Below are 21,208 nucleotides of genomic sequence, written 5' to 3' on the forward strand. Positions count from 1 at the left end.
GTCAGACCATTCCAGCCAAACATCGCTGTACTTCTAAGGCCGCAGCCGGCCGCCGCGTTCCGTGATGGCCTGCGCCAGTTCGACCGCCGGGCCGCGCTTGGTCCGGCGGGCGGTGCGGACCACGAATTCGACGCTGCCGAGCGGCGGCAGGCCTGACGCCGACATCGCTTCGAGTCCATCCGGGATCAGGCCCTGCGCCTGCGGGGTGATGCCGAGACCGGCGAGCGCCGCGGCGTGCAGGCCGCTGAGGCTGCCGCTGGAGCAGACAATCCGCCAGGGCCGTCCGAACCGCTCCATCGCCTCCAGCACCACGCTGCGACTGACGCTCGGCGGCGCGTAGAGGATCAGGGGCAGCGGCTCGCCGGGATCGAGCCGCATGCCCGGCGCGGCGGTCCAAACCAGGCGGTCCTGCCACACCAGCTGCCCCAGCGCGTCGCCGGGCCGCCGCTTGCCCAGCACGAGGTCGAGCTCGCCGGCGTCGAGCTGCTGGTACAGCACGGCGCTGAGGCCGATCGTCAGCTCGAGATCGACCTGAGGATGGCGGCGGACGAAGTCACGCAGCAGATCGGGCAGGCGCGAGCTGGCAAAATCCTCCGCGGCGCCGAACCGGACTTTTCCGCGCACCTGCGACCCCGCGAAGTAGTCGCGGGCGCGAGCATTGACCTCCAGGATCGGGCGCGCAAAGCCCGTCATCGCCTCGCCGTCGGCGGTGAGCACGACCGAATGGGTGTCGCGCACGAACAGGCGGCGCCCGGCGGCGGCCTCGAGCTTGCGGATGTGCTGGCTGACCGTCGACTGCTTCAGGCCAAGGCGGCGGCCGGCCTCGGTGAAGTTCTGGGTCTGCACCACCGTGAGGAAGGTTTCGAGCTGGGCCGGGTCGAGCATGGCGGCGGTCCATCATTGCGTAACGTCATGACAATAACACCGGTAAGCGCGGTTCACAATCGACATGGGGAGAGCCATTTTCCGGTCAAGGAAAGGAAGCCACCATGACCTTCAGCCGCCTGCGCTCATTTGTGCCCGTCGACCCCTACATCGCCGCCATCGTCGGGATGGTCGGCCTTGCCACCTTGCTGCCGCTGCACGGGCAGGGCACCGCGATCGGCGGCTATGCCACCGATGCGGCGATCACGCTGCTGTTCTTCCTGCACGGCGCCCGGCTGTCGACCACGGAGGCGCTGGTCGGCGCCCGGCACTGGCGGCTGCATCTCGTGATCTTCCTGTCGACGTTTGCGCTGTTCCCGCTGCTCGGGCTCGCGGCCCATGCGCTGGCGCCGCATCTGCTGACGCCGGCGCTGTGGGCGGGCGTGATCCTGATCTGCATCCTGCCGTCGACCGTGCAGTCGTCGGTCGCCTTCACCTCGATCGCGCACGGCAATGTGTCGGCGGCGTTGTGCTCGGCGACCGCCTCCAATCTGCTCGGCATCGTCGCGACACCGCTGCTGGCGGGCTTCCTTCTGTCGAGCCATGGCGGGTTCTCCGGCAACGCCGCGCTCGACATCGTCGTGCAGCTGTTGCTGCCGTTCGTGGCAGGGCAGTTGTCGCGGCCGCTGATCGGCCGCTGGGTCGCCAGGCATCATGCGATGCTCGGCCTGGTCGACCGCGGCTCGATCCTCCTGATCGTCTACACCGCGTTCAGCGACGGCGTCAGCCACGGCATCTGGCATCAGGTCAATGCGACGCAGATGGCCATCGTACTCGGCCTCGATGCGCTGCTGCTTGTGATCGTGCTGCTGGTCACCAATTTCGGCAGCAAGCTGCTCGGCTTCTCGCGTGCCGACCGCATCGCCATCATGTTCTGCGGCTCGAAGAAGAGTCTCGCGAGCGGGCTTCCGATGGCGAGCGTGCTGCTCGCCGGGCAATCGGTCGGCCTGATCGTGCTGCCGCTGATGCTGTTTCACCAGATCCAGCTGATGACCTGCGCCGCGCTGGCGCGCCGCTATGCGGGGGCGGAGGAAACGAATTCTTGCGACGCTGTCCCTGCGCTTGTCGAAGCGCACTGAGTTAGAGGCGGTTGCGTCCGCTGTCGTCCCCCGGCTTGCCGCCTTCGCCAAGGCTTCGGCGCGCCCAGCACCCGTAGCCTCGTCGAAGCCTTGGCGAAGACGGGACCGGGGGACCCAGTACGCCGCGGCCTCTCCGTGACTGACCGGCGTCTCTGGAATACTGGATCGCCCGGTCGAGCCGGGCGATGACACCGTTGGTGTGGCGAGCGGTAGACGCAAACTGCGGCGTTACGCGACGCGCAGGCCCTTTGCGATTTCCTTCTGCGCGTCGAACTCGCGGCGCAGGCGGGCGAGTTCCTCGGCGCTCAGCGCATCGGCATTGCTGTAATCGCGCTTCCAGGACGCGTCCTCGCTCCAGCGCAGCGGCGATTGCACGGTGGTCTGCGGACCGGGAGCTTGCTCAAGCACACGCAGCGCCAGTTCCAGCGTAAACGCCTGCGAGGCCTCGTCATGCGGCTTGCCGGCGGAGTTGCCGAGCGGGAAATCCGAGAACAGGAAGCGGGGCACCGCGGCGTGCTCGACGATGTCCTTGGCGCAGCCCATCACGACGGTCGGGATGCCATTGGCTTCGAGATGCCGCGCCACCAGGCTGACGGTCTGGTGGCAGACCGGGCAGTTCGGCACTAGCACCGCGGCGTCGACCTCGTCGTCGCGGCACCGCTTGAGGATTTCGGGCGCATCGGTCTCGATGGTGACGCGGTGGCTGCGGTTGGTCGGGGCGCCGAAGAAGCGCGGCGCGACCTCGCCGATCTTGCCGGCCGCGGCGAGGCGCTTGAGCTGCGCCAGCGGGAACCAGGTGCCGCTGTCGGTCGCCGTGGTGTGGGTGCGGTCATAGGCGATGTGCGAAATCCGCAAATCGTGTGGCTGCGACGTGTCGCCGTCATAGACCGAATAGAATTTTGCCCCGCCATTGTATTTCGCGCCCGGGCCCTGGTCGCCCCGGGCGGGATCGAACGGTGCCGCCGTCGTGATGATGGCGACGCGGGACTGGCTCAGCGGCCTCTTCAACAGCTGAAACGGGGCGGACGTGTAGTGCGCCCAGCGGTAGGGGGTGGTGTAGCCGATCGCGGCGTAATAATCGCGGGTCCGCTTCATGTAGCCGATCGGGGCGTCGTCGTCGGGGGCAAAGCCTGTTTGATCGTCGGAGGCTGCGGCCATTTTGCGCTCCCTTTTGCGCGCCATGATTTCAGTCCATAGCTAGACCACGAGCCTGCGGTGTCAAGCCGCGCAGCGCGGGAACAGATTTGCGATGCGAACGGGTCTTTGCGCCGCATGGGTCATGCTTGTGTTGCTGGTGCCGCCGGCCGGCGCCGGCGCGGAGGACGCGCCTGCCGCGGTACCGGCGACGCCGCCAAGCCCAGAGCAGCCCGCAACGCCGCCTGCGGACAAGCCCGCCGAGAAACCCGCGGCCGCGCCGGCGGAGCAGCCTGCGCCGCCGCCGGGAGAGCAGGCCACACCATCAGCCGGGAAACCTGCCGCAACTCCGGCAGACGCGCCCGCGCCACCTGCCGAGAAGCCCGCAGCGGCAACCGACAAGCCTGCAGACGACGCGCGCGCGAGCGACACCCGCGAGGCGATGTGCCTGATGATCGAGTCGGCGGCGCGGGCGAACGATTTGCCGCTCGAATTCTTCGCCCGCGTGATCTGGCAGGAGAGCCGCTTCCAGGCCGACGCGGTCGGGCCCGTGACCCGGAGCGGCCAGCGTGCGCAGGGCATCGCGCAGTTCATGCCGGGCACCGCCAGCGAGCGCGGGCTGCTCGATCCGCTCGATCCCGTGCAGGCGCTGCCGAAGTCGGCCGAATTCCTCAGCGAGCTGCGCAACCAGTTCGGCAATCTCGGCCTCGCGGCCGCCGCCTACAACGCCGGCCCGCGCCGGATCCAGGACTGGCTCGCCGGCTCCGGCTACATGCCGCAGGAGACACGCAACTATGTCTCCGCGATCACCGGCTCCAGCGTCGACGACTGGGCCGCCGCCGGCCGCAACGGCAAGATGCCGCCACAGCGTGCGCCGACCACGAGTTGCCGCGAGTTGATGGCATTGTTGAAGCGCGCGCCCAATCCGTTCGTGGCCGGGCTCGAGCAGCACATCACGCTGTCGGCGGCCAAGGTCTGGGGCGTGCAGCTCGCCGCAGGCTTCAGCCGCGACAAGGCGCTTGCGATGTATGCCCGTGCCATCAAGCGGCTGTCGAACGTGATCGGCGATCAGGATCCGAGCCTGCTCGGCTCGCGGCTACGCAGCCGCGGCAGCGCGATGTTCTACCAGGTGCGTATCGGCGCCGACACGCGCCCCGAGGCCGACGGCCTGTGCAACCGCATCCGCAAGGCAGGCGGCGCGTGCTTCGTGCTGAAGAACAGGGCGTGAGGGAAGGGTTGAACTCTCCACGTCATTGCGAGGAGCTCGCGACAAAATTGCAAAGCAATTTTGCGCTGTAGCGGCGGAGCAATCCACCTGTCCGCTTATGTGGAGGAATGGATTGCTTCGCTTCGCTCGCCATGACGGCTGGGGCTGTCATCGTCGCATAGCAGCGCTGTGCCGTCCCTTGCTTGACCCTGCGTTGTTGCCGCAGGCTTCGTAGCGTTCATGCTGGCGAGGAAATCGATCTTCGCCGGCGTGATCGTGGGCGAAATCGTCATGCTGTCAGGCAAATACTGGCTCGGCTGATTGCCGCGACCGCATTATCCGTTACTCTCGTTCTCCAAGAAAACAATAACGGGGGAACGTCATGCCGTGGCGCGCATCATCGGGCTTCATCGTGGCTCTGGCTGCCTTGCTGGCAGCAGTGCTGCCTGCGGGTGCCGCGGACTATCCGTCACGGCCGATCAAGCTCGTGGTGCCCTACGCCGCGGGCGGCCCGACCGACGTGCTCGGCCGCATCGTCGGCGAATATCTCGGGCGCGATCTCAAGCAGGTGGTCGTGGTCGAGAACAAGGCCGGCGCGCAGGGCGCGATCGGGGCCGAAGCGGTGGCGCGCTCCGATCCCGACGGCTACACGCTGTTCGTGACGGCCGCCTCGATCTTCGTGCTCAATCCGCTGCTCTACAAGAAGCTGCCCTACGATCCGGCCAGGGATTTCCGCCTGCTGTCCGTGATCACGGACGCGCCGATGATCATGGAGGTGCATCCGTCGGTGCCAGCCAAGACGATCGCGGAGTTCGTCGCCTACGCCAAGAAGAATCCCGGCAAACTCAATTTCGGATCGGCCGGCACCGGCGGCACCGTTCATCTCGCCGGCGAGATGTTCAAGCAGATGGCCGGCGTCGAGATGACCCACGTGCCCTACAAGGGCGCCGGACCCGCGCTGACCGACCTCCTGTCAGGCAACATCCAGCTGATGTTCGACACGCTCGGCACCGCGCTGCCGCCGGTCAAGTCAGGCATGCTGCGGGCGCTCGCCGTCACCTCGACCGAGCGCATCCCCGACCTGCCCGATCTGCCGACGATTGCCGAGAGCGGCTATCCCGATTATGCGGTCAGCGTCTGGTATGGTATTGCAGCGCCGTCGAAAGTGCCTGACGAGGTCGCGGGCAAGATCAAGGCGAGCCTCGACCGGGCCTTGAACGACGAGGCGTTTCGCGCTTCGCTGGTCAGGATCGGCTTTCCGCCGCTGCGCGTAAAGAGCCAGGCCGAGATCGACAAATTCGTGGACACCGATCGCGCGCGGTGGGCGGGCGTGGTCAAGGCGCTGAACATATCGTTGGACTGACACATGGTACGTGAAATGGAACTGCGCCAGGGCGAGGTCGCCGTCGACATGCCGACGGCGCGCGACGCCGGGCTCGTCTTCATCGGTCGCATCCGCACGCCCTGGACCTCGCGGCTGGCGACGCCACGGCAGGGGCGGCATGACGGCCCGGTGTGCCGGCTCGAGATCTTCGAGCCCTGGGTCGCCGCGATCAAGGGCGTCGATTTCTACTCGAACCTCGAAGTGCTGTACTGGCTGCACCAGTCGCGCCGCGACATCGTGCTGCAAAGCCCGAAGAACAACGGCAACACCCGTGGCACCTTTTCGCTGCGCTCGCCGGTGCGCCCGAACCCGATCGGCACCTCGATCGTGAAGCTGGTCGGCGTCGAGGACAACGTCATCTGGGTGCGCGGCCTCGACTGCCTCGACGAGACGCCGCTGATCGACGTCAAGCCCGACCGTTGCGAGTTCACCCCGCTGGCCCCGCCGCAGGCCGGGGATTTCGAGACTGAGTGAAGTGTCACCGCCGTCATTGCGACGAGCGGAGCGACGAAGCAATCCATCGCTCCGCATATGCCGAACGATGGATTGCTTCGCTTCACTCGCAATGACGAAGACGAGCCGCTACTTCAACGCCGCGATCAGCTTCGCCGCATTCGCCTCCAGCACCTTGCCGTCTTCCTTGTGGCTGGCGGGCGGCGACAGTGGCACGCCGTCCTTGCGCGGCATCACGTGCATGTGGAGATGGAACACGACCTGGCCGCCGGCCGGCTCGTTGAATTGCTGCACGGTGATGCCGTCGGCCTCGAACGCCTTCATCGCCGCGGCCGCGATCTTGTGGGCGGCGCGTGCGACATGGGCGTAGTCGTCCGCCTTGATGTCGAGGATGTTGCGGGCAGGGGCCTTTGGAATGACAAGCGTATGCCCGGGCGCGAGCGCGGCATGATGTCGAGGAAGGCGAGTACGTGCTCGTTCTCGTAGACCTTGTAGGAGGGAAACTCGCCGCGCAGGATTTTTGCGAAGGGGTTGTTGTTGTCATAGGCGGCGGGCATGGCGGCGGCTCCCTGGATTTTGTGGTCTAATTTCTCGGTCGCGAGGCAAACGTCAAGCGTCGTCGTCGACGGTCTTGCGGAACGGACCGGCCTCGGTCAGCTCGCGGCCGACCTCGGCGACATAGTCGCGCTCGCGCTTGAGGTAATCGGCGATCGCCCGGCGCAATCCGGGATCGGCGATGAAATGCGCCGAATAGGTGGTCTGCGGCAGGTAGCCGCGCGCCAGCTTGTGCTCGCCCTGCGCGCCGGCCTCGACCACCTTGAGCCCGCGCTGAACCGCGAAATCGATGGCCTGGTAGTAGCAGACCTCGAAATGCAGGAACGGGTGGTGCTCGATCGCGCCCCAGTTGCGGCCGAACAGCGTGTCCGAGCCGATGAAGTTGATGGCGCCCGCGATCCAGCGGCCGTTGCGCTTGGCCATGACAAGCAGCACGTCCCGGCTCATGCTCTCGCCGATCAGCGAGAAGAACTCCCGGGTCAGATACGGCCGGCCCCATTTGCGCGAACCGGTCTCCATGTAGAACTCGAAGAACGCGTCCCAGGCGTCCTCGGTGATGTCTGAGCCGGTCAGCCAGTGGATGGTGATCCCGGCCGCAACCGCCTCGCGGCGCTCGCGCTTGATGCCCTTGCGGTGACGGGAGTTCAGCGATCCCAGGAAATCGTCGAAGCTCTTGTAGCCTTGATTGTGCCAGTGGAACTGCTGGTCGGTCCGTTGCAGGAAGCCGTGAGCGCCGAGGAACTTTGCCTCGTCCTCGCGGGCAAAGGTGACGTGCACCGAGGAGGCCTCGGTGGCGTTACAGAGTGCCCGCAGGCCCCGCGCCAGCGCCGAGCCGATCATCTCGCGGTCGACGCCGTCGCGGATCAGAAGCCTCGGCCCGGTCGCGGGCGTGAAGGGGACGGAGACCTGCAGCTTCGGATAATAGCTGCCGCCGGCGCGGTGATAGGCCTCGGCCCAACCGCGGTCGAACACGTATTCGCCCTGCGAGTGCGATTTCAGATAACACGGCACGACGCCGACGATCCGGCCGTCGAGTTTTGCCACCAGATGCCGCGGCCCCCAGCCGGTTCGCGGGCAGGCCGAATTGGAGGCCTCGGCGGCGGCGAAAAAGGCATGGGAAACGAACGGGTTATAGCTCGAACCTGCAGTCGTCTGGCAATCGCCTGCGGCAATGGGCGAGGCCAGCGTATCGAGGTTGTGGATGCTCTCCGCGTCGGCCTTCGGATTGGCGCAGGCGTCCCATTCGGCGGCCGGAATGCCGCCGATGTCAGCCACAGCCTCTAGGGTGATTTCAGACGACGCCATCGAGAGTGAAGACCGGTGCCTCTTTTGAGCATGATCTTTCCGGAACAGCTGGCTCCACTTCCGGATCATGCTCCGCATTCCGCCATCGCCGATGACGACCAACGCTTTGACCAACCCTTGCCAAGATCGTGCGTCGCAGCGACGAGTTCAAGACTGCAAAGGGCCTGTCTGGGACATGTCAGGTTCCCGGCACAAACCCCTCGAAGATCATCTGGTCGGCGTAGCGGGCCGCGCGCTCGCGCTGTTCCGCCGTCCGCACGGTCCAGGCCAGCAGCGGGCAGCCGAACACATTGCGGGCGATCCAGGGCGCCGGCGCCGGCAGCTGGTTGACCCAGAAGGCAACGAAATGCGGCTCGGTCTTGAAGCCGTGGCGCAGGTGCAGCATGCCGTCGCGCTGGGCCGGCGTCAGCTTGGTCCAGGAACTGTCGTCATAGGTGCGCTGGGCGGTGATGCCGCGCGGCAGGTTCGGCATGGTCTGACGCAATGCCAGCACCTGGTCGGGATCGAACGACATGCCGACGACAGGGCCGGAATAGGACGACAGCACCTCGGCCATCCGCCGAACCAGCTTGCGGTCGCCGTCGAAATGGCTCTTCACCTCGACCACCAGCGGGACGCGGCCGGCGACCAGCGCGCAGAGATCGCCTAGCGTCATCATCTGCTCGGAGGTGCCCTTGAACTTCACCGCCTTCAGCTCGGCTGCGGTCTTGGTCGACAGCAGGCCCGAACCCTCGGTGAGGCGGCCGAGCGCATCGTCGTGATGCACCATCGCCTCGCCGTCGGCGGTGAGCTGGATATCGCACTCGATCGCGAAATTGCCGGCGACCGCGGCACTGGCGGCGGCCGGCATGTTCTCGATGACGCCGCGTGACGCATCGTGCAGGCCGCGATGGGCGACCGGCCGTTTGGTCAGCCAATCAGGGGCGCGCATCGATCAGGCGACTTCGAACACGCCTTCGACCTCGACCGCGGCGTCCGCGGGCAGCGAGGCGACACCGACGGTGGTACGGGCATGGCGGCCCTTGTCGCCGAACGCTGCGACCATCAGATCGGAAGCGCCGTTCAGCACCTTCGGTCCGTCGAAGAAGTCCGGCGCCGAGTTGATGAAGCCGCCGAGCCGCACCACGCGCACGACCTTGTCGAGATTGCCGAGCGCCGCCTTGACTTGGGCCAAGAGGTTGATCGCGCAGCCGCGCGCCGCCTCGGTGCCTTGCTCGATCGTGACGCCGGCGCCGAGCTTGCCCTTGGCGATCAGCTTGCCTTCGGCGTTGAAACAGACCTGGCCCGAGACGAACAGCAGGTTTCCGCTGCGTACGAAGGGGACATAGTTCGCGACCGGGGAGGTCGGCTCCGGAAGTGTGATGCCCTGTGACGCCAGTTTCTGTTCGACGGTACCCGCCATTTTTTTCCCCAATTGGATTTGCACGAAGCCTGAAACGCGGTCAGGGCCAAGTTTGTTTCGATTGTTTCGCGCATCGTGCCGCCCGTTGCAAGCGAGGTTAAGGTGAGCGCGGCGCGGCCGTGACGCGAAATCGCACAGAAAAAAGCTACCAAAAACGGCGGCAAACTCGCGCCTTACATTGCTATTTTGTCAGGCTTGCCCCAGTTGCGGCGCAATAGCACCGTCACTATTGTGGCGAATCCCTGCCTCCTCGAGGAAAAACCATGACCTTGCCGTTTCGGAATCCGTCGCGCGCCCTGGTGCTCACGATCGCCGTTGCCGCAGGAACCGGTCTGGTGCATGGGGCGGCCGCTGCGGCCGGCGGGCCGTTTCTCGCGCATCAGGCGCTGTACGATCTTAGCCTCGTGAAATCGCGCGGCTCCAACTCGGTCAGCGATGCGCGCGGGCGCATCCTGTACAATTTCTCCGGCAGCGCCTGCGAAGGCTACACCTCCGAATTCCGCCAGGTGTCCGAACTCGACAGCGGTGAGGGCAAGGTGACGCTGTCCGATCTGCGCTCCACCTCCTGGGAGGACGCGTCGGGCAAGAGCTACCGCTTCAAGATCGACACCCGGATGAACGACAGTGAATCGTCGCCGGTCGACGGCATCGCCGAGCGCGTGGGCGATCATATCACCGTGAAGCTGACCCAGCCGGTGAAGAAGACGTTCAACCTCGACGGCAAGATCGTGTTCCCGACCGAGCAGATCCAGCACATCATCGCCGCCGCCCGCGATGGCAAATCGGTGCTCGAACAGACCGTCTATGACGGCTCCGACAACGGCGAGAAGGTCTACAACACGCTGACCGTGATCGGCCGGCCGATCGCAGGCGACCGCGCGCCGTCATCGCCCGATCCGTCGACCGCGAGCGACGCGATGAAGACCATGACGCGCTGGCCGGTGACGGTGAGCTATTACGACAGCGACGCGCGCGCCAAGGACGGCGAGCAGACGCCGGTCTATGCGATGTCGTTCGAGCTCTACGAGAACGGCGTCTCCCGCGCGCTGGTCCTGGATTACAACGACTTCGTGATCTCGGGCGCGCTGGACAAGTTCGACGTCAGGGATTCCAAGCCCTGCAAGTGAGGGGCTGATCCTCCTCAGCATACGCGGCCGGGACGGAGAAAGCCCGAGCCCTCTGCAAGACCGCACTGGCCGGAACCATCAGACACGAGTACGCTTCCCAAAACACGCGTGTCAGGGAGGCACTTCATGAGCAAATCAGACCATCTGCGCCCCAGCGGTCTGCATCACAATCCGGCTTACTCCCACGTCGTGGTCGCCTCGGGTGCGCGCACGATCTACATTTCTGGACAGGTTTCCACCGACGAGGAGGGACGGGTGGTCGGCGCCGGCGATCTCGCCGCGCAGACGACGCAGGTGATGCAGAATCTCGGCATGGCGCTGAAAGCCGCCGGCGCGAGCTATTCCAACATCGTCAAGATCACGACCTTCGTGGTCGGTTACAGACCGGAGCTTCGCCCGATCATCGGCAAGGCGCGCTCGGCGTTCTTCGAGGGCATGGAGCCGCCGGCCTCCACGCTCGTCGGCGTCACCGCGCTCGCGGCGCCGGAATGGCTGATCGAGATCGAGGCGGTGGCCGTCGCGGATTGATGAGCTCATCGTGACGCTGAAGGTATCGTCACCCTGAGGAGCGCGCATTGCGCGCGTCTCGAAGGGCGACGGCCCGAGTCTTTCCGCGCACCCTTCGAGGCTCGCTCCGCTCGCACCTCCAGCGACAAAGGCGAAGCCTTTGCGCGGGGATGACGTCAACTGAGAGCTAATCCTCCGCCGGCTTTCCCGGCCCCTCATAGGCAATGCCCCGGATCACGGCGGCGTTGCCGAACTTCTTGCGCAGATTGTCGATCGCGCGTTCGGCGTGCGCCGAGCGGCGGTCGAGCATGTCGGAATCGTTGGCCTGCGCGCCCGGGCGCAGCGCGCTGACGCCGGCGCCCATCAGGCGGAAGGCGGTGCCGTCGATCTCCTTCACCAGCATCTCGCGCGTCACCGCAAAGATCTTGGCGGCCAATTGGGTCGGCGTCTGGATCGATTGCGAGCGGGTGCGCTGGCGGAAGTCGGCGGTCTTCAGCTTCAGCGTGATCGTGCAGCCCGAGAGGTCGCTGCTCTTCAGCCGCGCCGAGGTCTTCTCCGACAGCTTCCAGAGCAGTTTTTCCAGGATTGCAAAATCGCGGATGTCGGTCTCGAAGGTGGTCTCGCTCGAGATCGTCTTGGCGCCGCGATCGGGCACCACATTGCGGTCGTCGATGCCGCGCGCCAGCCGCCACAGCCTGCGGCCTTCGCTGGCGAACTGCTTCATCAGCTCGTTCTCGTCGGCGCGCTGCAGGTCGGCGATGACGCGGAAGCCGCGTTGCACCAGCTTCTCCTGCGTCGCGGGGCCGACGCCGTAGATGAAGCCGACCGGTTTGCTGGCCAGCATCTCGCGCGCCTCGTCCTGATCGAGCGTGGCGAAGCCCCTCGGCTTGTCGAGGTCGGAGGCGATCTTGGCGAGGAACTTGTTGCAGGACAGCCCGACCGACACCGTGATGCCGATATCGCGCTCGACGTCGCGGGCGAATTTGGCAAGCACCTTGGCCGGGATCATGCCGTGGACACGCTGCGTGCCCGAGAGATCGAGGAAGGCCTCGTCGATCGACAGCGGTTCGACCAGCGGCGTCAGCGCCTGCATCGCCTGCCGCACCTCGCGCCCGACCCGGACATATTTCGCCATGTCGGGCGGGATCACGGTGGCGTCGGGGCAGAGTTCCAGCGCCTTGAACATCGGCATCGCCGAACGGACGCCGTAGGTGCGGGCGATGTAGCAGGCAGCCGACACCACGCCGCGCTTGCCGCCGCCGATGATGACGGGGCGGTCGGCGATCTCAGGATTGTCGCGCTTCTCGACGGTGGCGTAGAACGCGTCGCAGTCGATATGCGCCAGCGCCAGCACAGGCAGGGTGCGATGACGCACCAGCCGCGGCGAGCCACAATGGCTGCATCGCTTCACCTTGATATCGAGATCGCCGAGGCAGTCTCGGCAGAAACTGAGGGGGCCGTCGGAAGCTGGCGCTGCCGTCGTCACGGCACGTCGCGCTCCCATTTCGGGTCGCCCAGCACCTGGTGGGCGGCAGCTATGTTGGTCGGGTGCAGTTCGGAGGCGGCGGCGAACGCCTTCACGGTGGCATCGTCGCGCATCACGAAATCGAGCACGCTCGCAAGAAATTGAGGATTGGACGCAGCGTTCCGCAACGTCTCCGGACCGATTCCGGTTTCGGCCAGGAACAAGCCCAGCCGCTCGGGATCGCCGGCAATGAAGCCGAGCGCCTGAATCGCAACGATTTCAGCGACTTCCCGGGGGTTGTGAACAGGCTTTTTCAACGCGCCGGTTTGCCTTTCCGTTAACTTATGGTGTCTATTGAGAGGCCCATCATGCCCGAGTCTTCCGCGTGTGTTCAAGCAACGGAAACCACGCTGCGGAAGTTGGATATCGGGTTAACGGGTTAGAGCGATTCTGGCGCTAGTTTGAATTCACATTTTCGACGCGCTCCGCGCGCGGTGCGTGAGGTGCCGCAGCCGGGCCTGTTTCCTAAGTCTGGGAGGGACGGGATGGCCAAAACCGTCCTGATCGTGGAGGACAACGAGCTCAACATGAAGCTCTTTCGCGATCTGTTGGAAGCGCATGGCTATCAGACTTCGGGCACCAGCAATGGCTTCGAAGCGCTCGATCTCGTCCGCAAGCTGCGCCCCGACCTCATCCTGATGGATATTCAACTGCCCCAGGTTTCCGGCCTCGAGGTTACGCGCTGGATCAAGGACGATCCCGAGCTGCGCACGATTCCGGTGGTCGCGGTCACCGCCTTCGCCATGAAGGGCGACGAAGAACGCATCCGCGAGGGCGGCTGCGAAGCCTATTTGTCCAAGCCGATCTCGGTCGGCAAATTTATTGAGACTGTCCGACGCTTTATCGGATAGGGGAGTTGTGGTGCCATGTCCGCGCGTATCCTCGTCGTCGATGACGTTCCGGCGAACGTCAGGCTGTTGGAAGCCCGTTTGTCAGCCGAATATTTCGATGTGCTGACCGCGTCCAACGGAACCGAGGCGCTGGAGATCTGCACGCGCGCGGAATGCGACATCATCCTGCTCGACGTCATGATGCCGGACATGGATGGATTCGAGGTCTGCCGCCGGCTGAAGTCGAATCCGGCGACCCATTTCATTCCCGTCGTCATCGTCACTGCGCTCGACAGTCCCGCCGATCGCGTGCGCGGCCTTGAAGCCGGCGCCGATGACTTCCTCACCAAGCCGGTGTCCGACGTCGTGCTGATCGCGCGCGTGCGCTCGCTGACGCGGCTGAAGATGATGACCGACGAGCTGCGCATGCGGGCCATCACCTCGCTCGAGATCGGCATGCAGGCGCCCGAGCGCAGCGCGATCGCCGACCGGGGCACCGGCGGCCGTATCCTGCTGGTCGACGATCGGCCGTCGTCCTACGAGAAGCTGGCGCCGATCCTTTCCGCCGAGCACACCGTCGACGTCGAAACCAATCCGGCGGAAGCCTTGTTTCACGCGGCCGAGGGCAATTACGATCTCCTGATCGTCTCGCTCAGCCTCGACAATTTCGATGGCCTGCGGCTGTGCAGCCAGGCCCGCTCGCTGGAGCGTACGCGCCAGGTGCCGATCCTCGCGGTCTCGGACGCCGACAACAACACGCGGCTGTTGCGCGGGCTCGAGATCGGCGTCAACGACTACCTGCTGCGTCCGGTCGACAAGAACGAACTGCTGGCGCGGGCGCGCACCCAGATCCGCCGCCGCCGCTACACCGATCATCTGCGCGACAACGTGCAGAACTCGATCGAGATGGCGATCACCGATGCGCTGACCGGTCTCAACAACCGGCGCTACATGGAGAGCCACCTCGCGACGCTGGCAGAGCAGGCTTCGATCCGCGGCAAGCCGCTGGCGCTGATGATCCTCGACATCGACTACTTCAAGGCGATCAACGACACCTACGGCCATGACGCCGGCGACGACGTGCTGCGTGAATTCGCCGTCCGCATCCGCAAGTCGATCCGCGGCATCGATCTGGCCTGCCGCTATGGCGGCGAGGAGTTCGTGATCGTGATGCCGGAGACCGACCTGCATGTTGCGGGCATGGTCGCCGAGCGGCTGCGCCGCTCGATCGCGGGCGAGCCGTTTGCCGTCGAGAAGGGCGGCAAGCGGATCACGGTCACGATCTCGATCGGGCTCACCACGCTGGAGCGCAAGGGCGAGCAGGTCACTGACGTGCTCAAGCGCGCCGACACCGCGCTCTATCGCGCCAAGCACGACGGCCGCAACCGCGTGGTTTCCGCCGCGGCGTAGCGCGCGTCACGCTCTCAGCAGCATCGGTCGTCATACCCCGCGAACGCGGGGTGTCCAGTACGCCGCGGCCTCTCGTTCAGACAACACCGCCTCTGGAATTCTGGGTCACCCGCACGCGCGGGTGACGACAGGGTGGGTCACCTATCTTCCGCGCTTCACCGCGTCATAGGCCATGCGCTTGAACTCGAACGAGAACGGATGGACGAATGCCATCTGACGCTGCGCCATCATGACGCCGGCCATGCCGGTTTTAGGCGAAATCCACCACTGCGTGCCCGCGACGCCGCCCCAGTAAAACTCGCCGGCCGCGTCGGGATGATCGATCGGCGAGGGGGTGAGGATCAGGCCACCGGCAAGCCCGTGCGCCTTGCCGGGTTGCTCGCCCATCATCGCGAAGCGGATCCACTGTCCTTCGGGCAACTGGTTGGACATCATCATGGCGATGGTGTCCGGCTTCAGCAGCGTCGGTCCGCCCGGCAGCAGGCTGCGGATCAGCGCGACCATGTCCGGCAGCGTAGACACCAGCCCGCCGCCGCCATTGAGCCTTGCGACCGGGCGCAGATAGGCGCCGGGGAAGGGCGCATTGTCGGTGCGGGTGAGGCCCGGCTTCATCGGCTCCATCAGATCGGCACCCGCGTAATACGCGACAAGCCGCCCGTGATCCCGTTCCGGAACGACGAAGCCGGTATCGACCATGCCGAGCGGATCGAGGATGCGCGCCTTGATGAACTTGTCGAAGGTCTGGCCGCTGACGACTTCCACCAGACGCGCGATTACGTCGATCGCGAGCGAGTATTCCCATGACGTGCCCGGCTGATAGATCAGCGGCAGACCGGCGAGCACGTCGACCATCTCAGCCAAAGTCGTATTGGGATTGTGCACGCCGCGCTCGTTGAGCGCCTTGAAAATGACGGTGCCGGGATCGAAGAAACCGTAGCTCAAGCCGGCGCTGTGGCTCAGCAGTTGGCGGATGGTGATCGAGCTCTGCGCCGGCTCGGTGTCATCGATCGATGTCGCACCCGGCCGCAGCACCTTGCGGTTGCCGAGCTGCGGGATGAAGGTCTCGATCGGATCGTCAAGCCGGAACCGGCCGTCCTCGAACAACAGCAGCGCCGCGCAGGAGGTGATCAGCTTGGTGTTGGAGAACACCCGGAAGATGTGGTCGGTGCGCAGCGGAATCTGCGCTTCCTTGTCGGCCCATCCGACGCAGCCTGTGTCGGCGATGTCGCGCCCGACCAGAACCGACCAGGAGATGCCGGACAGCAGATTGTTGTCGATGTAACGCTGCATGGCGGCGCGCGCCGGCGCGAAATCGTAACCGGTGGCCGTCACCTTCAAATCTTCCATGGTCGTTCCCCAGTTGTGCCGCAGGTTGTCGCGCGGTCGCTGTCAATCTCGCCGGACGGAATATCCAATCGGGAATGCCGTCGCGTGCCGTCGACGCTACCAACCAAACCGGAGTTGTGTACGCAACCGGATTTATCCAGTGCGTTTCTTGTCCGCGGGCGCGGGGCCGCCGACCTTGACGCCCGCATTCGCCAGCAGCACGCGGGCGGCTTCCTTCGCCGCACGCGCCATGGCCGGATCGTCGCGCACCAGGTCCTGCGCGATCGAGCCGTCGACCAGGAGCGTTAGCTGGGTCGCAAGTGCCTCGGCATCCGTGACGCCAAGCTGCCGCAGCAGATCGCGAAACCAGACCCTGCGGCTTTCCTTGAAGGCGACAGCGATATTGCGGACGGTGCGGTCCTCGTCGTCCGGCCCGAGCTCGGCGACCGCGTTCACGAACGGACAGCCGCGAAAATCCTTCGCCGAGAATCGTCGCTCCAGCGCATCGAAGGTTGCGAGGATCTGCTCGGCCGGCGGCTTGTCGGAGGGGCGGGGCTGCGCGAAGCGGCGCTGCAGATAGGCCTCGATCAGCGCGTCCTTCGACGGGAAGTGATTGTAGAGGGTGCGCTTGCTGATGCCGATCTCGGCCGCGATGGTGTCGACGCCGATGGCGCGAATGCCCTGCAGGTAGAACAGTTTGTCGGCGGTCTCGAGGATCCGCTCTTTCATGGTCTGTTTGGGAGGCGGGGAAGCCATGCGCCGTCCGTGATCCTCTTCGCTTGACAGGTCGCCCCCTGTATAGCCTAAGTACACAGGTCTGTGTAACCAAAACATGCGTGAATCGCAGGCTGTGGCTATCGTGCCGCGCCGTCGTGGGAGAATAAGAACAATGCCCCTGTTGCAGGTCCTGCGTCCCACGCTTCCCATTCTGATCGGTGCCTCCATCATGCTCACGCTGAGCATGGGGCTGCGGCAGAGCCTTGGCATCTTCATGCAGCCGCTGACGCACGACGTCGGCATTTCGGTGTCCCATTTCACCCTGGCGCTGGCGGTGCAGAACCTCGCCTGGGGCTTCCTGCAGCCGCTCGCCGGCGCGATGACGGTGCGCTACGGCTTCCGCCCGATCATGGTGGTCGGCGCGCTGGCCTATATCGCGGGCCTCGTGCTGATGACGACGGCGAATGGGCTCGTCAGCATCATGATCGGCGCCGGTGTGCTGATCGGCATCTCGCTGGCGTGCACGGCGAACGCGATCGCAATGTCGGTCGCAGCGCGCGCGGTGCCGGAGATGGTGCGCTCGACCGTGCTCGGCATGGTCTCCGCCGCGGGCTCGCTCGGCGCATTGCTGTCGGCGCCGATCGGCCAGATGCTCAATGAAGGGTTCGGTTGGCGTGTCGGGCTTGCCGGATTCGTCATCCTGTCGATCGGGATGATTCCAGCCGCGTTGTACGCCGGTCGCGTCGACAAGGTCCCGCTGCCGAAGCCCGCGGCCGATGATATCGGCAATGCCACCGCGGCGACCGCGGCCAAGACCGCGTTCGGCAACGCGTCCTTCGTGGTCATGACCTGCGCCTACATGGTCTGCGGCATGCAGCTCGTCTTCCTCACCACCCATCTGCCGTCGTATCTGGCGATCTGCGGACTGGATCCGATGCTGAGCGCGCAGACGCTCGGCATGATCGGCGGCTTCAACGTGCTGGGCTCGCTGTTCTTCGGCTGGGCCGGCCAGCGCTGGAACAAGCTCGCGCTGCTCGGCGGCATCTACATCCTGCGCTCGTTGGCGCTCGCCTGGTACTTCATGCTGCCGGCAACGCCGGGCTCGACATTGCTGTTCGGCGCCATCATGGGCTTCCTCTGGATGGGCGTCGGTCCGCTGGTCGCGGGCGCGGTGGCCGAGATGTTCGGGCTGCGCTGGCAGGCGATGATCCAGGGCCTTGCCTTCATGAGCCACCAGGTCGGCAGCTTCCTCGGCGCGTACGGAGGAGGGTTGATCTACGACTCGCTCGGCTCCTACACCATGGCCTGGCGGATCGGCGTCGCGCTCGGTCTTGCCGGCGGCATCATCCAGGTCGCCTTCGCGTTGATCCGGCCGGCGCAGCCACCATTGCTCAAGACCGCCTAGCTTCCGATCCCGGCCAGACGGCGACTGCCCCGTGCGAAGGCAGTCGCCGGTTGCTGCCTATTTTTCCATCGATCGCGTGCTACGATAACGTGCAATGGAGCGCGAAGCCGTTCCGTATTCGGATCGAAGTCACAGCGTCTTCAACGTGTTACGCCGCACGCATCGGTGGCACGAATCTTGATAGAATTTGGCTAGAAATCGTGCCGGAAGCCGTCGCTTCGGTTCCGGCCTGGGGACCTATGGGAAGGGCTGGCCGCGATGAGGCTAGTCGCCGTCATTCTCCAGCCATCCGCGCACCACGGCCTCCGCCGCGCCGCCGAGCAGGAAGCGCTTGTGCCTCGCATCCGGCCTGATGCCGCGACGACTTCGCTGCATCGCACCGTCAGCAACGCGGCACTTCGAGATATCCCGACAACTGAGCGCGCAGGTGGCCCCTTCGCCGCTTATCCGCGGAGCGCGCTGCGCCCATTTCGAACGCCAGCATTTCTTGTGATGGGAGAACGATGATGGAGTCTGCGACACATACGCGCCGGAAGCTCGTGAGAATCGTGGTTGCCTTGCTGGGAGTGGCCGTTCTTTGCCTGCTGTTCAGCGACCTCGCGCTGGCCGAGGATGCGGCGGCGGCGGCGCCGCCGGCCTGCGGCGGCAAGATTCTCGAGAAGTGCACGCCGAACTCCGGCGACACCGCCTGGATGCTCACGTCCGTCGCGCTCGTCCTGATGATGACGATCCCGGGGCTCGGCCTGTTCTATGGCGGCATGGTGCGCAAGAAGAACGTCGGCGACACCGTGATGACCAGCTTCGCCGTCACCTGCCTGGTCACGATCCTGTTTGCCGTCCTGACCTACAGCCTGGCGTTTCGTGCCGGCACGCCGTTTATCGGCGGTCTGGATCGCATGTTCCTCAAGGATATCCTGAGCGACATCGGCAAGGGTGGCATCGGCAATCCCAATCCGCTTGCCGCGACCATCCCCGAGTCCGTTTACATCTGCTTCCAGATGACGTTCGCCATCATCACGCCGGCGCTGATTGCCGGCGCGTTTGCCGAGCGGATGAAGTTCTCGGCGATGCTCTGGTTCATCGGGCTGTGGGCGATCTTCGTCTATGCGCCGATCGCGCATTGGGTCTGGGGCCCTGACGGGATCTTCTCGGCGGGCAACGACGCCGCCTATGTCAAGGTTCTCGATTTCGCCGGCGGCACCGTCGTGCACATCAATGCCGGCGTGGCCGGCCTGATGTGCGCCATCATGCTCGGCAAGCGCGTCGAGACGGGGCCGGCGCACAATATGGTGCTGACCTTCATCGGCGCCTCGCTGCTGTGGGTCGGCTGGTTCGGCTTCAACGCCGGCTCCGCCGTCACGGCGGGAATGCAGGCGGGCATGGCCATGCTGGTGACCCAGATCGCCACGGCGGTGGCGGCCTTCACCTGGATGCTGGTGGAATGGGCGTTGAAGGGCAAGCCGACCGTCGTTGGCATCTGCTCGGGTGCCGTTGCGGGCCTCGTCGCGATCACGCCGGCCTCCGGTTTTGTCGGTCCGGTCGGCGCTTTCGCCATCGGCATCGCCGCCGGCGTCTGCTGCTACTGGGGATGCACCGGCTTGAAGCGCATGTTCAGCTACGATGATGCGCTGGACTGCTTCGGTGTCCATGCCCTCGGCGGCATCGTCGGGGCGCTGCTGACCGGGGTATTCGCGGTCGAGCAGTATGGTGGTACGGCCGGCGTTCTAGAGGGAAATCCCGGGCAGTTCCTCAATCAATGCATCGGCGTCGCGACGGTTTTCGTGTATGATGCCGTGGTGAGCCTGATCATCCTGTTCGTGATCAATCTCTTCGTCGGGCTTCGCGTGACGCGGGACATCGAGCGCGAAGGGTTGGATCTGGCACTGCACGGCGAGGTCGTGCAGTAGACTTTGGCGGCACTCCGCACGGCCGGCGATGTCAGCCGGCTGCGCGGATCAAAGCTGTTCGAGGTGATCCGATGAACTGGTTCTATTGGAACACAGCGTGGTCGCTGTTCTTCAGCCTCGTTTGGTTCATGACCATCACACACAATCCGGATGCGCGTATCGCGGACGCGCATCTGCGTGACGAGGCGTTCAAGGGCTAGCTCCGGTAGTAGCGCCACATCCTGACGAACGTCCGGTGGATCTCGTCGGGCGTCCGGTCGAATGGCTCCAGATTGACGCGGACCACGCCACGATGGTCCATGCGCCACGGCAAGCGCATCAGCAGCCGGTAGGCCGGCCGCTTGCGCCAATCGGCCACCAGCGCGCTGCCGAGCGGCCCGTTGAGCGCGATCTGCAACTCGTGAACGGTCATCGCGCGCTCGGCGATCTCGATGAGGTCGATGCGCGTGATGGCGCGCCAGCGGATCAGCCCGAAGGCCTGGATGAAAATGCCGTACTGGTTGGCGCCGATGGTCGGACGACCGGCCTCCAGCAGGGGGATGTTGTAATAGGTGAAGGCGCCCGCCGCCGCCGCCGGCGCCAGCCAATAGATCTCGCCGGTGATCCAGCTCGCGGTCAGGAAGATCGCGGCCAAGGCGGCCGTGACATAGACCGGAAAGTAGATGTCCTCGCGGCCGTAGGCGACCGAGTAGCCGCCTGCGTTTCCCTCGTCCAAGCTTGCGATCATCTGAGCCCTGCGCCCGGAACTTGTCCGGGAATCAATGCGGGATGACGCAAGCCTACAAAGCAAAAACGGGGCCGCGAGGGCCCCGTTCGAAACGTCGGAAGCAGACGATCTTACTTGATCTTGGCTTCCTTGAACTCGACGTGCTTGCGCGCGACCGGGTCGTACTTCTTCTTGACCAGCTTGTCGGTCATGGTGCGCGAATTCTTCTTGGCGACGTAATAGAAGCCGGTATCGGCCGTCGACACGAGCTTGACCTTGATGGTGACCGCTTTGGCCATGTGCAA

Annotated in this window: 22 protein-coding genes and 1 pseudogene; 11 read left to right on the forward strand and 12 right to left on the reverse strand. The window is 65.3% G+C overall.

Annotated elements, in window-relative coordinates:
* Positions 1–33: 33 nt before the first annotated feature.
* Positions 34–885, reverse strand: coding sequence for a LysR substrate-binding domain-containing protein (locus tag ACVW1C_RS37995; protein ID WP_456762608.1), 852 nt, complete (start codon positions 883–885; stop codon positions 34–36).
* Positions 886–989: 104 nt separating this feature from the next.
* Between ACVW1C_RS37995 and ACVW1C_RS38000 the strand changes: the two genes are divergently transcribed.
* Positions 990–2,003: a bile acid:sodium symporter family protein gene (locus ACVW1C_RS38000; RefSeq protein ID WP_456762609.1), complete on the forward strand. Its 1,014-nt coding sequence runs from the start codon at positions 990–992 to the stop codon at positions 2,001–2,003.
* 228 nt (positions 2,004–2,231) lie between these two features.
* Here ACVW1C_RS38000 and ACVW1C_RS38005 read toward each other — a convergent pair whose 3' ends face one another.
* Positions 2,232–3,161: a glycine/sarcosine/betaine reductase selenoprotein B family protein gene (locus ACVW1C_RS38005; protein ID WP_456762610.1), complete on the reverse strand. Its 930-nt coding sequence runs from the start codon at positions 3,159–3,161 to the stop codon at positions 2,232–2,234.
* 121 nt (positions 3,162–3,282) lie between these two features.
* Here ACVW1C_RS38005 and ACVW1C_RS38010 point away from each other — a divergent pair, with 121 nt between their 5' ends.
* The 3 genes from ACVW1C_RS38010 to tsaA all read left to right on the forward strand — a co-directional run bounded on the left by ACVW1C_RS38010 (position 3,283) and on the right by tsaA (position 6,202).
* Entirely contained in the window at positions 3,283–4,365 is a 1,083-nt protein-coding gene (locus tag ACVW1C_RS38010; protein WP_456762611.1) for a transglycosylase SLT domain-containing protein, read from the forward strand.
* A gap of 361 nt (positions 4,366–4,726) precedes the next feature.
* Positions 4,727–5,707, forward strand: coding sequence for a Bug family tripartite tricarboxylate transporter substrate binding protein (locus ACVW1C_RS38015; protein ID WP_456762612.1), 981 nt, complete (start codon positions 4,727–4,729; stop codon positions 5,705–5,707).
* 3 nt (positions 5,708–5,710) lie between these two features.
* A complete protein-coding gene (gene tsaA, locus ACVW1C_RS38020) occupies positions 5,711–6,202 on the forward strand; it encodes a tRNA (N6-threonylcarbamoyladenosine(37)-N6)-methyltransferase TrmO (protein WP_176530837.1) in 492 nt (163 codons plus the stop codon).
* Positions 6,203–6,310: 108 nt separating this feature from the next.
* Here tsaA and ACVW1C_RS38025 read toward each other — a convergent pair.
* The 4 genes and pseudogenes from ACVW1C_RS38025 to ACVW1C_RS38040 all read right to left on the reverse strand — a co-directional run bounded on the left by ACVW1C_RS38025 (position 6,311) and on the right by ACVW1C_RS38040 (position 9,443).
* Positions 6,311–6,738, reverse strand: a pseudogene (locus tag ACVW1C_RS38025) (HIT domain-containing protein).
* A gap of 52 nt (positions 6,739–6,790) precedes the next feature.
* Complete coding sequence (locus ACVW1C_RS38030; protein WP_456762613.1) at positions 6,791–8,041, reverse strand: GNAT family N-acetyltransferase; 1,251 nt, start codon at positions 8,039–8,041, stop codon at positions 6,791–6,793.
* A 178-nt stretch (positions 8,042–8,219) separates the two neighbouring features.
* Positions 8,220–8,972, reverse strand: a complete 753-nt coding sequence (locus ACVW1C_RS38035) for a glycerophosphodiester phosphodiesterase (protein WP_456762614.1) — start codon at positions 8,970–8,972, stop codon at positions 8,220–8,222.
* Positions 8,973–8,975: 3 nt separating this feature from the next.
* Positions 8,976–9,443 (reverse strand): RidA family protein, encoded by a 468-nt coding sequence (locus ACVW1C_RS38040; RefSeq protein ID WP_456762615.1) that lies wholly within the window; start codon positions 9,441–9,443, stop codon positions 8,976–8,978.
* Positions 9,444–9,706: 263 nt separating this feature from the next.
* Between ACVW1C_RS38040 and ACVW1C_RS38045 the strand changes: the two genes are divergently transcribed.
* Both ACVW1C_RS38045 and ACVW1C_RS38050 read left to right on the forward strand, forming a co-directional pair.
* A complete protein-coding gene (locus tag ACVW1C_RS38045; protein ID WP_456762616.1) occupies positions 9,707–10,570 on the forward strand; it encodes a cell envelope integrity EipB family protein in 864 nt (287 codons plus the stop codon).
* 126 nt (positions 10,571–10,696) lie between these two features.
* On the forward strand, positions 10,697–11,098 hold the full coding sequence (locus tag ACVW1C_RS38050) for a RidA family protein (protein ID WP_194460999.1): 402 nt from the start codon (positions 10,697–10,699) through the stop codon (positions 11,096–11,098).
* Positions 11,099–11,264: 166 nt separating this feature from the next.
* Here ACVW1C_RS38050 and ACVW1C_RS38055 read toward each other — a convergent pair whose 3' ends face one another.
* Both ACVW1C_RS38055 and ACVW1C_RS38060 read right to left on the reverse strand, forming a co-directional pair.
* The gene (locus ACVW1C_RS38055; protein WP_456762617.1) at positions 11,265–12,581 is read right to left on the reverse strand and encodes a DNA polymerase IV; all 1,317 of its coding nucleotides are present in this window, start codon (positions 12,579–12,581) and stop codon (positions 11,265–11,267) included.
* Positions 12,560–12,859, reverse strand: a complete 300-nt coding sequence (locus ACVW1C_RS38060; RefSeq protein ID WP_050425563.1) for a DUF3572 domain-containing protein — start codon at positions 12,857–12,859, stop codon at positions 12,560–12,562. Before ACVW1C_RS38060 ends, ACVW1C_RS38055 begins: the two co-directional genes overlap by 22 nt.
* A gap of 228 nt (positions 12,860–13,087) precedes the next feature.
* On the opposite strand from ACVW1C_RS38060, the gene ACVW1C_RS38065 reads away from it, so the two are divergent.
* Both ACVW1C_RS38065 and ACVW1C_RS38070 read left to right on the forward strand, forming a co-directional pair.
* On the forward strand, positions 13,088–13,453 hold the full coding sequence (locus ACVW1C_RS38065; RefSeq protein WP_057845669.1) for a response regulator: 366 nt from the start codon (positions 13,088–13,090) through the stop codon (positions 13,451–13,453).
* Positions 13,454–13,468: 15 nt separating this feature from the next.
* Complete coding sequence (locus ACVW1C_RS38070) at positions 13,469–14,842, forward strand: PleD family two-component system response regulator (RefSeq protein WP_456762618.1); 1,374 nt, start codon at positions 13,469–13,471, stop codon at positions 14,840–14,842.
* 141 nt (positions 14,843–14,983) lie between these two features.
* Here ACVW1C_RS38070 and ACVW1C_RS38075 read toward each other — a convergent pair whose 3' ends face one another.
* Both ACVW1C_RS38075 and ACVW1C_RS38080 read right to left on the reverse strand, forming a co-directional pair.
* Positions 14,984–16,189 carry a serine hydrolase domain-containing protein gene (locus ACVW1C_RS38075; protein ID WP_456762619.1) on the reverse strand — a complete coding sequence of 402 codons (1,206 nt, stop codon included), beginning with the start codon at positions 16,187–16,189 and terminating at the stop codon, positions 14,984–14,986.
* 132 nt (positions 16,190–16,321) lie between these two features.
* A complete protein-coding gene (locus ACVW1C_RS38080; RefSeq protein WP_456762620.1) occupies positions 16,322–16,924 on the reverse strand; it encodes a TetR/AcrR family transcriptional regulator in 603 nt (200 codons plus the stop codon).
* Between the two features lie 133 nt (positions 16,925–17,057).
* Between ACVW1C_RS38080 and ACVW1C_RS38085 the strand changes: the two genes are divergently transcribed.
* From ACVW1C_RS38085 to ACVW1C_RS38095, 3 genes are all read left to right on the forward strand, one after another.
* Positions 17,058–18,290, forward strand: coding sequence for an MFS transporter (locus ACVW1C_RS38085; RefSeq protein WP_456762621.1), 1,233 nt, complete (start codon positions 17,058–17,060; stop codon positions 18,288–18,290).
* Between the two features lie 503 nt (positions 18,291–18,793).
* Positions 18,794–20,197, forward strand: a complete 1,404-nt coding sequence (locus tag ACVW1C_RS38090) for an ammonium transporter (protein WP_456762622.1) — start codon at positions 18,794–18,796, stop codon at positions 20,195–20,197.
* Positions 20,198–20,268: 71 nt separating this feature from the next.
* Positions 20,269–20,397, forward strand: coding sequence for an inositol phosphorylceramide synthase regulatory subunit KEI1 (locus ACVW1C_RS38095; RefSeq protein WP_244549481.1), 129 nt, complete (start codon positions 20,269–20,271; stop codon positions 20,395–20,397).
* Here the strand turns inward: ACVW1C_RS38095 and ACVW1C_RS38100 are convergent.
* The gene (locus ACVW1C_RS38100) at positions 20,394–20,924 is read right to left on the reverse strand and encodes a hypothetical protein (protein WP_456762623.1); all 531 of its coding nucleotides are present in this window, start codon (positions 20,922–20,924) and stop codon (positions 20,394–20,396) included. The two genes, ACVW1C_RS38095 and ACVW1C_RS38100, sit on opposite strands and share 4 nt — an antisense overlap.
* Positions 20,925–21,034: 110 nt before the next feature.
* Positions 21,035–21,202, reverse strand: coding sequence for a 50S ribosomal protein L33 (gene rpmG, locus ACVW1C_RS38105; protein WP_018271988.1), 168 nt, complete (start codon positions 21,200–21,202; stop codon positions 21,035–21,037).
* Positions 21,203–21,208 lie beyond the last annotated feature (6 nt).

The sequence above is a fragment of the Bradyrhizobium sp. USDA 4011 genome (assembly GCF_054063415.1).

Bases quoted from the DNA above. Each gene is read 5' to 3' on its own strand.
- ACVW1C_RS37995 (WP_456762608.1), bottom strand. From the start codon at position 885: ATGCTCGACCCGGCCCAGCTCGAAACCTTCCTCACGGTGGTGCAGACC.
- ACVW1C_RS38000 (WP_456762609.1), top strand. From the start codon at position 990: ATGACCTTCAGCCGCCTGCGCTCATTTGTGCCCGTCGACCCCTACATC.
- ACVW1C_RS38005 (WP_456762610.1), bottom strand. From the start codon at position 3,161: ATGGCCGCAGCCTCCGACGATCAAACAGGCTTTGCCCCCGACGACGAC.
- ACVW1C_RS38010 (WP_456762611.1), top strand. From the start codon at position 3,283: ATGCTTGTGTTGCTGGTGCCGCCGGCCGGCGCCGGCGCGGAGGACGCG.
- ACVW1C_RS38015 (WP_456762612.1), top strand. From the start codon at position 4,727: ATGCCGTGGCGCGCATCATCGGGCTTCATCGTGGCTCTGGCTGCCTTG.
- tsaA (WP_176530837.1), top strand. From the start codon at position 5,711: ATGGTACGTGAAATGGAACTGCGCCAGGGCGAGGTCGCCGTCGACATG.
- ACVW1C_RS38030 (WP_456762613.1), bottom strand. From the start codon at position 8,041: ATGGCGTCGTCTGAAATCACCCTAGAGGCTGTGGCTGACATCGGCGGC.
- ACVW1C_RS38035 (WP_456762614.1), bottom strand. From the start codon at position 8,972: ATGCGCGCCCCTGATTGGCTGACCAAACGGCCGGTCGCCCATCGCGGC.
- ACVW1C_RS38040 (WP_456762615.1), bottom strand. From the start codon at position 9,443: ATGGCGGGTACCGTCGAACAGAAACTGGCGTCACAGGGCATCACACTT.
- ACVW1C_RS38045 (WP_456762616.1), top strand. From the start codon at position 9,707: ATGACCTTGCCGTTTCGGAATCCGTCGCGCGCCCTGGTGCTCACGATC.
- ACVW1C_RS38050 (WP_194460999.1), top strand. From the start codon at position 10,697: ATGAGCAAATCAGACCATCTGCGCCCCAGCGGTCTGCATCACAATCCG.
- ACVW1C_RS38055 (WP_456762617.1), bottom strand. From the start codon at position 12,581: ATGGGAGCGCGACGTGCCGTGACGACGGCAGCGCCAGCTTCCGACGGC.
- ACVW1C_RS38065 (WP_057845669.1), top strand. From the start codon at position 13,088: ATGGCCAAAACCGTCCTGATCGTGGAGGACAACGAGCTCAACATGAAG.
- ACVW1C_RS38070 (WP_456762618.1), top strand. From the start codon at position 13,469: ATGTCCGCGCGTATCCTCGTCGTCGATGACGTTCCGGCGAACGTCAGG.
- ACVW1C_RS38075 (WP_456762619.1), bottom strand. From the start codon at position 16,189: ATGGAAGATTTGAAGGTGACGGCCACCGGTTACGATTTCGCGCCGGCG.
- ACVW1C_RS38080 (WP_456762620.1), bottom strand. From the start codon at position 16,924: ATGGCTTCCCCGCCTCCCAAACAGACCATGAAAGAGCGGATCCTCGAG.
- ACVW1C_RS38085 (WP_456762621.1), top strand. From the start codon at position 17,058: ATGCCCCTGTTGCAGGTCCTGCGTCCCACGCTTCCCATTCTGATCGGT.
- ACVW1C_RS38090 (WP_456762622.1), top strand. From the start codon at position 18,794: ATGATGGAGTCTGCGACACATACGCGCCGGAAGCTCGTGAGAATCGTG.
- ACVW1C_RS38095 (WP_244549481.1), top strand. From the start codon at position 20,269: ATGAACTGGTTCTATTGGAACACAGCGTGGTCGCTGTTCTTCAGCCTC.
- ACVW1C_RS38100 (WP_456762623.1), bottom strand. From the start codon at position 20,924: ATGATCGCAAGCTTGGACGAGGGAAACGCAGGCGGCTACTCGGTCGCC.
- rpmG (WP_018271988.1), bottom strand. From the start codon at position 21,202: ATGGCCAAAGCGGTCACCATCAAGGTCAAGCTCGTGTCGACGGCCGAT.